At 72.5% G+C, this 14,853-nt stretch carries 14 protein-coding genes; 3 read left to right on the plus strand and 11 right to left on the minus strand.

What is annotated here, in order from left to right; translation table 11 throughout:
* Positions 1-45 precede the first annotated feature (45 nt).
* Both R6Y94_RS18775 and R6Y94_RS18780 read right to left on the minus strand, forming a co-directional pair.
* The gene (locus R6Y94_RS18775) at positions 46-966 is read right to left on the minus strand and encodes an MHYT domain-containing protein (RefSeq protein WP_318397166.1); all 921 of its coding nucleotides are present in this window, start codon (positions 964-966) and stop codon (positions 46-48) included.
* A gap of 184 nt (positions 967-1,150) precedes the next feature.
* On the minus strand, positions 1,151-3,937 hold the full coding sequence (locus R6Y94_RS18780) for a DEAD/DEAH box helicase (protein ID WP_318397167.1): 2,787 nt from the start codon (positions 3,935-3,937) through the stop codon (positions 1,151-1,153).
* A gap of 86 nt (positions 3,938-4,023) precedes the next feature.
* Between R6Y94_RS18780 and R6Y94_RS18785 the strand changes: the two genes are divergently transcribed.
* Entirely contained in the window at positions 4,024-4,800 is a 777-nt protein-coding gene (locus tag R6Y94_RS18785; protein WP_412102804.1) for an HAD family hydrolase, read from the plus strand.
* Between the two features lie 58 nt (positions 4,801-4,858).
* Here the strand turns inward: R6Y94_RS18785 and R6Y94_RS18790 are convergent, their stop codons facing one another.
* The 6 genes from R6Y94_RS18790 to R6Y94_RS18815 form a co-directional block, all read right to left on the minus strand.
* Positions 4,859-5,803: a diacylglycerol kinase family protein gene (locus R6Y94_RS18790; protein ID WP_318397168.1), complete on the minus strand. Its 945-nt coding sequence runs from the start codon at positions 5,801-5,803 to the stop codon at positions 4,859-4,861.
* 49 nt (positions 5,804-5,852) lie between these two features.
* A complete protein-coding gene (gene tatC, locus R6Y94_RS18795; protein WP_318397169.1) occupies positions 5,853-6,806 on the minus strand; it encodes a twin-arginine translocase subunit TatC in 954 nt (317 codons plus the stop codon).
* Positions 6,807-6,820: 14 nt separating this feature from the next.
* Positions 6,821-7,117, minus strand: a complete 297-nt coding sequence (gene tatA / locus R6Y94_RS18800) for a Sec-independent protein translocase subunit TatA (RefSeq protein WP_318397170.1) — start codon at positions 7,115-7,117, stop codon at positions 6,821-6,823.
* Between the two features lie 186 nt (positions 7,118-7,303).
* Positions 7,304-7,558, minus strand: coding sequence for a hypothetical protein (locus tag R6Y94_RS18805; protein WP_318397171.1), 255 nt, complete (start codon positions 7,556-7,558; stop codon positions 7,304-7,306).
* Between the two features lie 10 nt (positions 7,559-7,568).
* Positions 7,569-8,663: a YafY family protein gene (locus R6Y94_RS18810; protein WP_318397172.1), complete on the minus strand. Its 1,095-nt coding sequence runs from the start codon at positions 8,661-8,663 to the stop codon at positions 7,569-7,571.
* A 54-nt stretch (positions 8,664-8,717) separates the two neighbouring features.
* Complete coding sequence (locus tag R6Y94_RS18815; protein WP_318397173.1) at positions 8,718-9,719, minus strand: helix-turn-helix transcriptional regulator; 1,002 nt, start codon at positions 9,717-9,719, stop codon at positions 8,718-8,720.
* Positions 9,720-9,958: 239 nt separating this feature from the next.
* Here R6Y94_RS18815 and R6Y94_RS18820 point away from each other — a divergent pair, with 239 nt between their 5' ends.
* Entirely contained in the window at positions 9,959-11,041 is a 1,083-nt protein-coding gene (locus tag R6Y94_RS18820; protein WP_318397174.1) for a DUF3866 family protein, read from the plus strand.
* Between the two features lie 41 nt (positions 11,042-11,082).
* Here R6Y94_RS18820 and R6Y94_RS18825 read toward each other — a convergent pair whose 3' ends face one another.
* The 3 genes from R6Y94_RS18825 to rfbA all read right to left on the minus strand — a co-directional run bounded on the left by R6Y94_RS18825 (position 11,083) and on the right by rfbA (position 13,635).
* On the minus strand, positions 11,083-11,286 hold the full coding sequence (locus R6Y94_RS18825) for a hypothetical protein (protein ID WP_318397175.1): 204 nt from the start codon (positions 11,284-11,286) through the stop codon (positions 11,083-11,085).
* A gap of 27 nt (positions 11,287-11,313) precedes the next feature.
* Entirely contained in the window at positions 11,314-12,672 is a 1,359-nt protein-coding gene (gene pafA, locus R6Y94_RS18830) for a Pup--protein ligase (RefSeq protein WP_318397176.1), read from the minus strand.
* A gap of 90 nt (positions 12,673-12,762) precedes the next feature.
* The gene (gene rfbA, locus R6Y94_RS18835) at positions 12,763-13,635 is read right to left on the minus strand and encodes a glucose-1-phosphate thymidylyltransferase RfbA (protein WP_318397177.1); all 873 of its coding nucleotides are present in this window, start codon (positions 13,633-13,635) and stop codon (positions 12,763-12,765) included.
* A 98-nt stretch (positions 13,636-13,733) separates the two neighbouring features.
* On the opposite strand from rfbA, the gene rfbB reads away from it, so the two are divergent.
* Positions 13,734-14,750 (plus strand): dTDP-glucose 4,6-dehydratase, encoded by a 1,017-nt coding sequence (rfbB, locus tag R6Y94_RS18840; RefSeq protein ID WP_318397178.1) that lies wholly within the window; start codon positions 13,734-13,736, stop codon positions 14,748-14,750.
* Positions 14,751-14,853: the final 103 nt, after the last annotated feature.

The following is a 14,853-nucleotide window of genomic DNA, read 5'->3' on the forward strand; positions in this document are numbered from 1 at the left end:
TGTCTGCCCGGGTGTCGGTGGAGCGGCCCGCCGAGGCGTGGGAGGTCAGAAGGGCTGACGGGTCTTGAAGCGCCGGCCCGGGCCGGCGGTCGGGGTGGAGCGCTCGGCCGCGCCCCCGGTGGCCTGCTCCGTGCCCCGTCGAGCGGCCGCCAGCCGGTCGGCCGCCAGCCGCTCGGCGGCGCGGTCGGCCAGGTACGCCGAGGCGGCCCGGTCGTCCGCGGTGGGGGTGGCCAGCAGCGCGTAGAACAGCACGAACGCCACGAAGATGACGATCAGCATGATCGGCAGCAGCAGGCTCGCCCCACTGGCGCCGGTCGGTGCCGGGGCGGACGGCTGGGGGTGCACCGACATCGCCGCCATCCCGGTGTAGTGCATGCCGCTGACCGCTAACCCCATCACGAAGGCGGCGCCGGTCACCGCCCGGATCCCGCGTACGTTGACGGCGAGCCAGAGCGCGGCGGTCGCGGCGACCACCGCGATCAGTACCGAGACCGCCACCAGCGAGATCTCGTAGTCGATCCGCCCGCGCATCCGCAACGCCGACATGCCCAGGTAGTGCATGGCGGCCACGCCGAGCCCGGCGAACAGCCCACCGAGCAGGATCCGCGGCCAGGCGACCCGTCCGAACACCACCACGACCAGCCCGACCCCGACGGTGAGCACCGCGACCAGGGCGCTCGCCACCGTCATCGGCAGGTCGTACCGGATCGGGGTACCGGCAACGCTGAACCCGAGCATCGCGGTGAAGTGCATGGTCCAGATGGCCGTACCGCCGATCGCCCACGCGGCCAGCGCCAGCCACCAGATCCGGCGTCCCGGGGTGGTCGCCTCCCGGACCCGTACCGCACAGAGCAGCCCCAGGAACGAGCCGAGGACGGCGAGTCCGTAGCTCAGCACGGGCGTGGCCCAGCCGTACTGGAAGTGGTGGATGGTGGCCATCTCGGTGATCTCCTCGCGCCGTCGCACGGCGGTTCCGCGCCCCCGGATGATGATCACTTGGGGTCCGACCAGCCACAACGGTGGTTCGGGCGGTTCTGCTGGCCGGAGGGCCCCGGGCAGGGTGCCCGGAAAGATCAACCCCGGAGGAGTACCGGCTGACCTGACGGAACACGACGGCTGGCTGAACAGCCGAGCCGGAGAGGCTCGGCCGTCAGGTCGCGCCGTGGTAGGCCAGTACGCCTCGATTGATCGTCGCCATCGCCTGCCGCGCCGTGCCGCGCAGTTCCACCGAGGCACCCGCCGAGTCCGCGACCTGCCCGAGCAGGTCCACCACCTGGCGGGCCCACCGCACGAAGTCACCCGCCGGCATGTCGCCGTCCAGGTTGTGGCCGCTGGCCAGCACCTTCGCCAGCGCCTCGCCCCGGGCCCACCGGTACACCGGCCAGACGAAGCCGAGATCGGGCTCCCGGGTCACCTCCAACCCCCGGGCCGCCTCGTCGGACTCCAGCTCGGCCCAGATCTTCTGGGTCTCGCCGACCGCGTCGGAGACCGGCCCCCGGGGCATCGAGGCGCGCTCGTCGGTGTCCCGGCGCGCCTCGTAGACCACCACCGAGACCGCGGCGGCCAGTTCGGCCGGGGAGAGCCCGTCCCATACCCCGCGCCGCAGGCACTCCGCCACCAGCAGGTCCGCCTCGGTCCAGATCCGGCCGAGCATCCGGCCCGCGTCGGTGACCTCACCGGCCTCGGAGAGGTAGCCGCGGGCGGTGAGGATGCCGCAGACCCGGTCGAAGGTCCGGGTCAACGATCCGGTACGCCCGGAGACCCGCTGCCGCAGCTCGGCGGTGTCCCGCTCCAGGCGACGGCGGCGCTCCGCCCAGCGGGCGTGCTCCTCCCGGTCCGGGCAGCCGTGGCAGGGGTGCCGGCGCAGCTCGGCACGGAGTTGGCTGAGCCGCTCGTCCTCACCGCCACCACCCCGGGACCGACCGCCGCGCCGGGCGTGCCGGTCCAGCCCGGTACCGCTGACCGCCGCGGCCAGATCCCGCCGAGCAGCCGGCGAGCGGTGGTTGAAATGCTTCGGTACCCGGATCCGGGCCAGCACCTCGGCCGGGGTGGTGAAGTCGCCGGGGGTGATCCGGCCGGCCCAGCGGTCCTGGGTCAGCACCAGCGGGCGGGGCTCGCCGAACCCACCGACGCCAGGATCGAGCACCACCGCCAGTCCGGCCCGACGGCCCGACGGCACCCGGATCACGTCACCCACCCGCAGCCGCTCCAGCGCGGCCAGGGTGGCCGCCCGGCGCTGCGACTGCCCCTGCCGGGCCAGCGCCTGCTCCCGGTCGGCGATCGCCAACCGCAGCCCGAAGTACTCGTCGAAGTCGCCGTGGTGGCAGCGCACCTCCGCGCCGTACGCCTCGATGGTCTCGACGTTGCGCTGCACCTGCCGGGCCAGGCCGACCACCGACCGGTCCGCCTGGAACTGCGCGAACGAGGACTCCAGCAGCTCCCGGGCGGGCGCGGCACCCACCGACCCGACCAGGTTCACCGCCATGTTGTACGACGGCCGGAAGCTGGACCGCAGCGGATAGGTGCGCGTCGAGGCCAGCCCGGCCACGTGCCGGGGATCGACCTCCGGCGACCAGACGACGACGGCGTGCCCCTCGACGTCGATCCCCCGCCGCCCGGCCCGACCGGTGAGCTGGGTGTACTCCCCCGGCGTCAGGTCGACGTGCGCCTCGCCGTTGAACTTCACCAGCCGTTCCAGCACGACGCAGCGGGCCGGCATGTTGATCCCGAGCGCCAGTGTCTCGGTGGCGAAGACCGCCTTCACCAGCCCACGGACGAACAGCTCCTCGACCACCTCCTTGAACGCCGGCAGCATCCCGGCGTGGTGGGCGGCGAGGCCGCGTTCGAGGCCGTCGAGCCACTCCCAGTAGCCCAGCACGGCGAGGTCCTCGCCGGGGACGCTGGTGATCCGGCTCTCCACCACCCGGCGGATCTCGGCCCGCTCGTCCGGGGTGGTCAGCCGCAGCCCGGCGGCGAGGCACTGCTGCACGGCGGCGTCGCAGCCGGCCCGGCTGAAGATGAACAGGATCGCCGGCAGCAGTCCCTCGCGGTCCAGCCGCTCGACGATGTCGGCCCGGAGCGGGCCGCGCCAGCGGGGCCCCCGGGGACCGCCCCGTCCCCACCCCGGCCCGTGCGTACGGCCGTCGCCGAGTTCGAGCCGGCGCAGCATCTCCCGGGTGTAGCGGAGCAGTTCCGGGTGCACGTCGTGTTTGCGGGCCGCGTCGGCGTCGTGGAACAGGTCGAACATCCGCCGGTTGACCAGCATGTGCTGCCAGAGCGGCACCGGGCGGTGCTCGCTGACCACCACCTCGGTCTCACCGCGTACGGTGACCAGCCAGTCGGCGAACTCCTCGGCGTTGGAGACCGTCGCGGAGAGCGAGACCAGGGTCACCGACTCCGGCAGGTGGATGATCACCTCTTCCCAGACCCCGCCCCGGAACCGGTCGGCGAGGTAGTGCACCTCGTCCATCACCACGTACGCCAGCCCGGTCAGGCTCGACGAGCCCGCGTAGAGCATGTTGCGCAGCACCTCGGTGGTCATCACCACCACCGGCGCGTCACCGTTGATCGCATTGTCCCCGGTGAGCAGCCCCACCTGGTCGGAGCCGTACCGGTCCACCAGGTCGTGGTACTTCTGGTTCGACAGCGCCTTGATCGGAGTCGTGTAGAAGCACTTCCGGGTCGGTCCGCCCGGATCGGCCCCGGCCTCGGTGCGCAGCGCCAGGTGCACGGCGAACTCGCCGACAACGGTCTTGCCGGCACCGGTCGGGGCACAGACCAGGACACCGCTGCCCCGCTCCAGCGCCTGGCACGCCTCCCGCTGGAAGTCGTCGAGATCGAACCCCAGTTGCTGGGCGAACTCGTCAAGCGCGGGAAACATGCTGGCCTGCGCGGCCCGGCGGCGCGCCGCGGCGTACCGCTCGGCGGGGCTCGACATGAACCCAAGATTAATGCGTACCGGGTGGTCGCACGTCGGCAGGCCGTAGAGCGGCCCCCCGGGAGCCGGTCGGTAGGGTGCACGACGTGCCGGATCATGCCGAACCGCCCAAGCCTCGTACGTCGAGCGGAACCTCCGACCCCGCCCCCGGAGCGCCACCCCGGCGCCCGGTGGACGCGGTGCTCTTCGACTTCCACGGCACCCTCGCCCAGGTGGAGGAGCCGGTCGCCTGGGTGACCGCCGCCGCAGCAGCCTGCGGGGCGACGCTGGACCGCGCCCGGGCGACGGCGCTGGCCGACCGCCTGGTCACCGCCGGCCGGGCCGGTGGCCCCCTGCCGGCCCGGGTCCCCCCGCACCTGGCCGAGGTGTGGGCGGAACGCGACCTGTACGGCCCCGCCCACCGGGCCGCCTTCGTGGGGCTGGCCGAGACGGTCGACAGCGGCGTGAACGGCCTCGCCGAGGCCCTGTACGACCGCCTGCTGGTCCCGGACGGCTGGCTCCCGTACGCCGACACCGGGGCGACCCTGCAAGCGCTGCGCGCGGCCAAGGTGCCGGTGGCGGTGGTCAGCAACATCGGTTTCGACCTCCGACCGATCTTCGACGCCTGGGAGCTGACCGAACTGGTCGACGCGTTCGTGCTCTCCTACGAGGTCGGGCGCTGCAAGCCGGACCCGGCGATCTTCTACCGGGCCTGTGGCCTGCTCGGCGTCGACCCGGAGCGGACCCTGATGGTCGGCGACACTCCCGCCGACGCCGGGGCGGTAGGCGCCGGTTGCGCGGTGCTGGTGCTGCCGGCGGCCGAGCCGGGGCAGGTCAACGGGCTGACCGCCGCCGTGGACCTGGCGGTCGCGAACGGCCGCTGACCGGCGTGTCCCCCGCCGCCCCGGGTGACCGGCCGGCAGGGTGTCCTGGCGCGGCGGATCAGCGCAGCAGGCGTACGGCGCCGGGGACCGCGGTCACGGTCACCGGAAGGGGCAGTGCGCGTTCACCGTCGGCGTACCCGACGATGTCCGCGGCGACGAGTTCGACCGTACGGGCCCGCTGGGTGTGCACCATCGGATGCGCCAGGTGGGTGCCCCGGTAGACCCGGGGCTTGATCCGGGTCAGCGTCGTCCGGCCGATCGGGCCGGCGTAGACCACGTCGAGCAGCCCGTCGGTCGGGTCGGCCGTCGGGCAGATCCGCATCCCCCCGCCGTAACTGGGGCAGTTGCCGACCGCCACCAGCACCGCGTCCAGTTCCCGGGCCACCCCGTCCAGCCGGAGCAGGTAGCGGCGAGGCCGCAGCCGGGCCAGCTCGACCAGGATGGCCAGGTCGTAGCGGCGCGGCCCGCGCGGCCAGGACATCCGATTGGCCCGCTCGTTGACCAGCGCGTCGAAGCCGGCCGCCAGCACCGCGCCGTACCACCGGGTCGTCCCGTCCGGGCCGGTCATCCGGGCCAGGTCCGCCGGACGGGTCCGGCCGGCGGCGGCCGCCGCGGCAATCGCGTCGACCGCGGCAAGCGGATCGGCCGGATAGCCGGTGCCGGCCGCGAAGTCGTTCCCGGTGCCCGCCGGGACCGGGCCGAAGGCGACGCCGGTACCGGCGACCGCCTGGAGCGCCAGATGGACCGTGCCGTCGCCACCGACCGTCACCAGGGCGGCGGCGCCGTCCGCGACCGCGGCCTGACAGGCCGCGCTGGCCTGCCGGGGAGTACCCGCCTCAAGCAGCCGCACCGGCCGACCCACCGTGCCGAGCCGGTCGAGTACGGCCGGCAGCAGTCCCCGGAACCGGCCCCGTCCGGCGGCCGGGTTGGCCAGCACCGCCAGGTAGCCGTCGGCCAGCCGACCGGCGACGACGGAGCCGGGAAGTTGATCGTTGGCGGTCACGGCGAGCACCGTACCGCCCGCCGTGCCGCCTTCGACAGCTCAGGTGAACTCAGGTCATGTCGTCGTAACGCCGCTCGATCGGCTGCGGCGCGGTGACCGGGTCCGGTGCGGAGACCGGCGTGACCGTCTCGACCCGTTCACCGGCGGTCACCGGCTCCGGCTCCAGGTCGAGCGGCGAGACCTCGTCGTCGTCCAGTCCCGAGTAGATCTCCTTACCACGGCCCTTGCGCCGGTCGTTCAGCATCGCCACCCCGACCGCCGCGAAGTAGAGCGCGCAGAGGCAGACGGCGAGCGCGGTCATGCCGAACGGGTCCGGGGTGGGTGTGACGATCGCTGAGAAGAGGAAGAACACAAAGACAGCGATCCGCCACCAGCCGAGCATCTTCCGGCCGCTCACCAGCCCGACGAAGTTGAGCATCAGGACGATGAGCGGGAACTCGAACGCAACGCCGAACATCAGGATCATGTTGGTAACGAACCCGATGTAGCGGGTGACCTCGAGCGTGGTGTTGATGTCGTCGCCGCTGAGCTCGATGAGGAAGGCCAGCCCCTTCGACACCACGAAGAACGCCAGCACCGCCCCGGCCGCGAAGAGCGGCGCCGCCAGTGCGGTGAAGATGTACGCGTACCGGCGCTCGTGTCGGTGCAGGCCGGGCGCGATGAACGCCCAGAGCTGGAAGAGCCAGACCGGGGCCGCGAGGATCAGCCCCAGCCAGAGTGCGATCTTGAGGTCGAGCAGGAAGACGTCGGGGACACCGAGCTGCACGAAGTTGCACTCACCGGCGGCGTTCTTCGAGCCCGGCAGCTCACAGTACGGCTGCGACAGGAGCCGGCGGACGGGCCGAGCCAGCCAGATGCCGAGGCCGAATCCGACCACGATGCCCAGGGATGCCTTGAACAGCCGGTTACGCAGCTCCCGGATGTGCTCGATCAGGGTCATCGAGCCGTCGGCGGCTCGCTCGAAGTTGCTCGGACCGCGCCGGCGCAGCAGGGCGAAGGCCACGGGACGGGCCCCGGTCAGTTGTCGCGGACGCGCTGCACCGGGTCGTTGACCGGCGCCGCGGGCGGCTGGTAACCGGGCTGGTGCACGCTGGTCGGGTGCACGGTGTCACCCGGCAGCGGCTGGCGGCCCGCCTGCGCGTCGGCCTTCTCGGCCAGGTCCTTGTCGTCCTCGGAAAGGCTCTTCGTCTCGGCCTTGATGATCCGCAGCGAACGACCGAGTGACCGGGCCGCGTCCGGAAGCCGCTTCGCGCCGAAGAGCAGGACCAGCACAGCCACGAGTACGAAGATGTGCCACGGCTTGAGGGCGCCCATGGAAGCTCCAGTTCGATGTTTGTCCAGCAAAGGGGTGTGTCCTGGCCCATCGTACGTGCGTCGGGAAGGAGTGCCACCCGCCAGGCTGGTGACTTTCCGGCCGGCTGGTGAAGTCTTGACCAACGCGGGGCATCCGTCAACCACGTGATCGAAGGCCCTGAGCAGGGATGATTCCGCGCCGCCGGGCTACTCTTCGCCGCCGCGCTTGGCGCGGATCAGCACGAGCCGCTGCTGGAGCGTCTCGACCTGCTGCTGCATGGCCTCGGCCCGGTCCTGCACGGCCAGCGCCACCCGCTGGAGGTCTTCGGCCTGCTCCTGGCGGCGTTGCAGGCCCAGCCTGGCCCGGTGCAGTCGCGGCAGCCGGGTCAGCACCCGACGGACCGCCAGCCCCAGCACCAGGAGCCCGACGAGGACGGCCGCGAGCACGATCCACTTCACCACGTCGGCCAGCCTAGTGGCTTCCGGCCGTGGTCGCCGGATCGGCGCCCGGGACCAGCTCGACGCCCGGGCGCGGGCCAACCGCCTCCGGCGCGCCGTCCGGTGGCAGCGTGGCGTACGCGTCGAGCGCGGCGGCGGCCCGGTCGCGTACCTGGTCGGCGAGTTCCGCCGGGGCGACCACCGTGACGTCCGGCCCGAGCCCCAGCACGAACCGCCGGGCCCAGTCGAGGTCGGTGACCCGCAGCGAGACCAGCCACTCCCGGCCGGCCCGGCCGGCGTCGCCGGCACCGGGATCCGGCTCGACCCGCTCGCACGGGTAGTACTCGGTGATCCACCGGCTGGACCGGCCGACCCGCAGGGTCACCAGCGGCAGGTCCTGGTCGGGGCGGAAGATGCCGGCGCTCAGGTCGTGCAGCCGGGCCTGTGGCGGCGGTGCGGCCGGCTCGTCCAGCTCGACGAGCGCGTCGATCCGGTCGGCCCGGAACAGCCGCACCGACTCCGCCCGCCGGCACCATGCCTCGAGGTAGGCCAGGCCGCCGACCATCAGCACCCGGATCGGGTCGACCGTGCGTTCGGTGGTCTCGTCCCGGGTCGCGGCGTAGTAGGTGATCCGGAGCGCCCGGCCCCGCTGGACCGCACCGTGCAGCGCCGCGACCCGGTCGCTGTCCCCCGGCATCCGTACCGCGACGGGGGCGTCGGCGAGTTCGCCGGCCGCGTTCTCGATCTTGGCGAGGGCGCGTTCGATCGCGTCCCGGTTGGCCATCCCCGGCGTCTCGGCGAGCATCCGCAGCGCAACCACCAGTGCCAGTGCCTCGTCCGGGGTGAGCCGCAGCGGGCGGTCGATCCCCGCGTCGTAGGTGATGGTGACCCGGTCACCGTCGAAGGCCATGTCGATCAGGTCGCCCGGCCCGTACCCGGGCAGGCCGCAGACCCAGAGCAGTTCCAGGTCCTCGCGTAGCTGTCGCTCGGTCACCCCGAGGTCGGCCGCCGCCTCGGACAGCTCGATCCCCGGCCGGGCCAGCAGGTACGGCACCAGGTTCAGCAGTCGGGCCAGCCGATCGGCCGAGGTCCGCGCAGCGCCGCCGGACCGTTGCGCCGGACGAGTCACGCCGGCTCCCCCCTCTGGTCAGTTCCCGGGGCCCCAACCCCGGTCCGCCCCGCGTTACCCCGACGCCCGGGCGGTCGCCATCTCGTCGTGCCGGGCGGTGATCTCCTTGAGCCGCTGGATCACGGCGTCCCGGATCTCCGGCGGGTCGAGCACCCGGACATCGGGACCGTAGCCGACGAGCCTACCGGCGAGCGACTCGGCATCGGCGTACGGCAGGACCAGGCGGTCGCCGTCGGGCCCGCTGATCACCTCCCGGGCCCACCTGCGCAGCCCGGCGGCGCGGCCCGGTGCGACCAGCACGGTGGCTCGGCCGGAGCGCTCCACCGGACCGGACCACTTGGCGACGTGGCTGATCAGGTCGACACCGACCGGCGGGGAGAAGGCGCCCGGCCTACCGATCATCCGGACCGCGCCGCCGACGATCCGGGAGAGCCGGAAACAGCGGGCCGCGTCGCGGTCGAGGTCGTGGCCGACCACGTACCAGCGGGCTCGCCAGCAGACCACGCCCCAGGGTTGCAGCCGGCGGCTGGTCGGAGCGTCGCCGTCGGGTACCCGGTAGTCGAAGCCGACGGTGCGCCGGTCCCGGGCCGCCGCGGTCAGCGGCCCGAACGCCGGGTCGACGGTGACCACCGGCTCCACCCCGAGGGTGGCCTGCGGGTCGACGTCGACACCGGCGGCGCGCAGCTTCGCCAGCCCGGAGGAGGCCGCCGCGGCCAGCCCGGCGTGCCGCCAGAGCCGCGCGGCGATGCCCACCGCCGCCGCCTCGTCGGGCTCCAGCGGGATGTCCGGCAGCGCGTACTCCCGGTGGGCGATCCGGTAGCCCGGCTCGGCGTCGAAGGCGCTGGCCGTGCCGGTCTCGAGTGGTACGCCCAGCTCACGCAGCTCGGCCTTGTCCCGCTCGAACTTGCGCTGGAAGGCCTCGTGGTCACGTGGGTCGTCCGGATCATGCTCATAGCCCGGCACGGTCGCGGCGATCTGCGCGGCGGTCAGGAACCGTCGGGTGGACAGCAAACAGATCACCAGGTTGACCAGGCGTTCGGTACGGGTCCGCGACACGACACAGACGCTAGCAGTGTCGGATCACGAAGCGGGTACCCGCGCGGCACCCGGGCCGGCCGGTCCGTCGCCCCCTGGTCGCGGCCAGGGTCGACTTCCGGGACGAGGCGACCGGGGCGGAGATCGAGGCCGGCGCCGAGGAGGCCGAACGCCGGCTGGTCGCCCGCTTCCCGCAGATCCGGTACGTCTTCCTCGACCCGACCCGGAGCGGCAAGCCGTAGCCGGTTACCCTGCCGGCCATGGTGCGATGGCGGTCCGGCACGGTCACGGCGGTCCGGCGGAGCTGGCACGGCGCCGTCGAACTCGACGTCCGGCAGTCCGACGGGGCGCAGGTACGGGCGCTGGCGTACCCGGAACTGGTCGGCACCCCCGAGCCGGGCGACCGGGTGCTGCTGAACGTGGGTGCGCTGCTGATGGGGCTCGGCACCGGCGGGTACGCCCTGGTGGTGGCGCTGCCGGACCGGCTGCCGGCGGATCCGCCCCGGACGGTCGACACCCGGGACGCCGGGCATCTGGTCAAGGCCCGCTACACGCCGCTGCAACCGATCCTGCTCGGTGTCGACGAGGAGGCCTCCCCGCACCGGGCGGCGCTGGTCGACGCCGACGATCTCGGCGGGCTGCCGGTGGTCACCGCCGACCTGCACTCCGCGCTGCCGGCGATCGTGGCGGGGATCCGGGCCGACGCGCCCGACGTCCGGATCGGCTACCTGTGGACCGACGGCGGTGCGCTGCCGGCCTGGTTCTCCCGCACCCTGCACGGCCTGCGCGCCGACCTCGCCGGCACGGTCACCGTCGGTCAGGCGTTCGGTGGCGACCTGGAGGCGACGAACCTGCACAGCGGGCTGCTCGCCGCCCGGCACGTGCTGCGGGCCGACGTGGCGATCGTGGCCCAGGGGCCGGGCAACCTGGGCACCGGCACCCGGTGGGGCTTCTCCGGGGTCGCGGTCGGCGAGGCGGTCAACGCGGTCGCCGCGCTGGGCGGCCGGCCGGTCGGCTCGCTGCGGATCTCCGGCGCCGACCCGCGGGACCGGCACCGGGGGCTGTCGCACCACAGCGTCACCGCGTACGGCCGGGTCGCGCTGGCCACCGCCGACCTGGTACTCCCGGCCGAGCTGCCGGCGGAGCTGGCCGCGCTGGTCGAGCCGGCCGTGGCCGCGCTGGCGGGGCGGCACCGGATCGTCCGGGTACCGGTGCACGGGCTCGACGAGGCGCTACGGGCCAGCCCGGTCCCGCTCTCGACGATGGGCCGGGGACTGGCCGAGGAGCACGCCTACTTCCTGGCTGCGGCCGCCGCCGGCCGGTACGCCGCCCGCCTGCGCTGACCCGGTGCCTGGGCGCTCGGCGAACCCGGTCGGGGTCGGGGTCAGCTCAGGAAGACCAGCGCCAACCAGCCGGCCACGACCAGGACAAGCGCGAGGGTGAGCACCCAGGTGGGCACGGTGTACTCGCCCCGGCGGTTGCGCTCGATCTCCTCCCGGATCTTCGCCCGCCGCCGCTCGATCCGGTTCTGCCGGATCGTCTCGGGGCGGCGGTGCTCGTCGTCGTCGCGACCGTCTGGATGCGTCATAGCGGGGGAAAGCCTAACTGCCAGGCCTCACATGCTCGCGATCAGCCGCTCCACCCGCTCGTCGTACGCCCGGAACGGGTCCTTGCAGAGCACCGTGCGCTGGGCCTGGTCGTTCAGCTTGAGGTGCACCCAGTCGACGGTGAAGTCCCGGCGCTTCTCCTGGGCGTGCCGGATGAACTCGCCGCGCAGCCGGGCCCGGGTGGTCTGCGGCGGGGTCTCCTTCGCCTCGAAGATCTCCGGGTCGGTGGCGATCCGGTCCACCTGCTTGCGCCGCTCCAGCAGCCCGTAGAGGCCACGCCCGCGGCGCAGGTCGTGGTACGCCAGGTCCATCTGGGCGATCCGGGGGTGCGACAGCGGCAGGTCGTTCTTGCGCTGGTAGCGCTCGATGAGCCGGAGCTTGGTCACCCAGTCGATCTCCCGGGAGACCGGCTCCAGGTCGCCGGTCTCGACCGCGCGCAGCACCCGGCCCCAGAGCTCGACCACCCGCTTCGCGGTCTGGTCCCCGCCCCGCCGCTCGACGAACTCGGTCGCCTTGGCCAGGTATTCCTGCTGGATCTCCAGCGCGCTGATCTCCTTGTTCGAGGCGAGCCGGACCTTGCGCCGGCCGGTGATGTCGTGCGACACCTCCCGGATCGCCCGGATCGGGTTCTCCAGCGACAGGTCACGCATCACCACCCCGGCCTCGATCATCCGCAGCACGATGTCCGCGCTGCCGACCTTGAGCAGGGTGGTGACCTCGTTCATGTTGGAATCGCCGACGATGACGTGCAGCCGGCGGTAGCGCTCGGCGTCGGCGTGCGGCTCGTCCCGGGTATTGATGATCGGCCGGCTGCGGGTGGTCGCCGAGGAGACCCCCTCCCAGATGTGCTCGGCACGCTGGGAGAGGCAGTAGACGGCGCCACGCGGGGTCTGCAGCACCTTGCCGGCGCCACAGATCAACTGCCGGGTGACCAGGAAGGGGATCAGCACATCGGCCAGCCGGCCGAACTCGCCGTGCCGGGAGACCAGGTAGTTCTCGTGGCAGCCGTACGAGTTGCCGGCCGAGTCCGTGTTGTTCTTGAACAGGTAGATCTCACCCGCGATGCCCTCGTCGTGCAGCCGCTTCTCCGCGTCGACCAGCAGACCCTCCAGGATCCGCTCGCCGGCCCGGTCGTGGGCCACCAGGTCGGAGACCGAGTCGCACTCCGGGGTGGCGTACTCCGGGTGGGACCCGACGTCGAGGTAGAGCCGGGCACCGTTGCGCAGGAAGACGTTGCTCGAGCGCCCCCAGGAGACCACCCGGCGGAAGAGGTAACGGGCGACCTCGTCCGGGGACAGCCGCCGTTGGCCGCGGTAGGTGCAGGTGACACCGTACTCGGTTTCAAGGCCGAAGATTCGCCGCTCCATGATTGGAGATTAGTCGCCCGAGGCCCGAGTTGGTCAGCCTCGGGCCGTGGCGTTGTGGGGGAACTCCGGCGGCCGATCGTCCTGCACCGGTCACCTGCCGGGATCCTCGAGGATGCCGAAGAGGTACTCGCCGTAGCCGCTCCGGCTCAGCGGCTGGGCCAGCTCGCGGAGCTGCTCGTCGGAGATCAGCCCGCTGCGCCAGACCACCTCCTCGATGCAGCCCACCTTCAGGCCCTGCCGCTCCTCGATCACCCGGACGAACTCGCCGGCCTGGACCAGCGAGGTGAAGGTCCCGGTGTCCAGCCAGGCGGTGCCCCGGTCCAGCGCGGTGACCTGGAGCCGACCCGCCGCCAGATAGGTCTGGTTGACCGCTGTGATCTCCAGTTCGCCCCGGTCGCTCGGGGTCAGCCCCCTGGCGACCTTCACCACGTCGTTGGCGTAGAAGTAGAGGCCCGGGACGGCGTACCGCGACTTGGGTTTTTCCGGCTTCTCCTCGATCGACAGCGCCCGCCCGTCGGAATCGAACTCGACAATCCCGTAACCCTCGCAGTTCGCCACCGGATAGGCGAAGATCCGGCCACCGTCCGGGTCGCCGTTGCGGGCCAGGCTCCGGCCCAGTCCGGCGCCGTAGAAGATGTTGTCGCCGAGGATCAGCGCCACCGAATCGCCCGCCAGGAACTCCTCGCCGAGAAGGAACGCCTGCGCGATTCCGTCCGGACTCGGCTGGGCGACGTACTCCAACCGGAGGCCCCACTGGGAGCCGTCGCCGAGGAGTCGCCGGAACTGCCCCTGGTCGCCGGGAGTGGTGATGATGAGGATCTCCCGTATTCCCGCCATGACCAACGTGGAGAGCGGGTAGTAGATCATTGGTTTGTCGAAAACCGGCATGAGTTGTTTCGACACGGCCTGGGTGATCGGCCACAGCCGCGAGCCGGTGCCGCCCGCCAGCAGGATTCCACGCATTCGCGCAGGCTACCGGGGGCAGCCGCGTTGGAGAGTCAATTCGCCGACAGCTCGGCCTGACGGTGCGGCCGGCAAACGGCGCGTAGACTTTCCGATTCATGAGGATCCTCGTGACCGGTGGAGCCGGATTTATCGGTTCTGAATACGTACGTATGCTGCTGACCGGCACAGGTCCCCGGCTCGCGCCGAGCGCGGTCACCGTACTGGACAAGCTCACCTACTCCGGCAACCTGGCCAACCTCGATCCGGTACGCGCCGACCCCCGGCTCCGGGTGGTGGTCGGCGACATCTGCGACCCGATCGTGCTCGACGAGGTGGTTCCCGGGCACGACGTGATCGTGCACTTCGCGGCCGAGTCACACGTGGACCGCTCGATCCACCGGGCCGCCCCGTTCGTCACCACCAACGTGCTCGGCACGCAGACCCTGCTGGAGGCGGCGCTGCGGCACCGTACCGGCCGGTTCGTGCACGTCTCCACCGACGAGGTCTACGGCTCGATCGAGCAGGGATCCTGGACCGAGTCGACCCCGCTGGCGCCGAACTCGCCGTACTCGGCCGCCAAGGCCGGCTCCGACCTGCTGGCCCTGGCCTACCACCGCACCTACGGGATGGACGTGGTGCTGACCCGCTGCTCCAACAACTACGGGCCGTACCAGTTCCCGGAGAAGGTGATCCCGCTCTTCGTCACCAACCTGCTCGCCGGCGGCACCGTGCCGCTCTACGGCGACGGCGGCAACGTCCGGGACTGGCTGCACGTGCACGACCACTGCGTCGGGGTCGCCCTGGTGCAGGACAAGGGGCGGCCGGGCGAGGTCTACCACATCGGCGGCGGCACCGAGCTGACCAACCGTGAGCTGACCGCCCGGCTACTCGCCGCCTGCGACGCCGACTGGGACCGGGTCAGGCCGGTCGCCGACCGGATGGGGCACGACCGCCGCTACTCGCTGGACATCACCAAGATCAGTGAGGAACTCGGGTACGCGCCCCGGATCGACCTCGACCGCGGGCTGGCCGAGACGGTCACCTGGTACCGGGAGAACCGCGCGTGGTGGGAGCCGCTCAAGGCGCGGCTGAGCGGCGAGGAGATCGGGCGACCCGGGCCGGACGTCCGGTGACCGCCCAGCGGGACGCACGTCCGCCGGGCACCCACCGGGGCGCCGAGCCACCGGGCACCCACCGCGGCGCCGAGCCACCTGGCACCCAGCGGGACGCGGAGCC

This window comes from Plantactinospora sp. KLBMP9567, from assembly GCF_033446045.1.
Classification (GTDB): domain Bacteria; phylum Actinomycetota; class Actinomycetes; order Mycobacteriales; family Micromonosporaceae; genus Plantactinospora.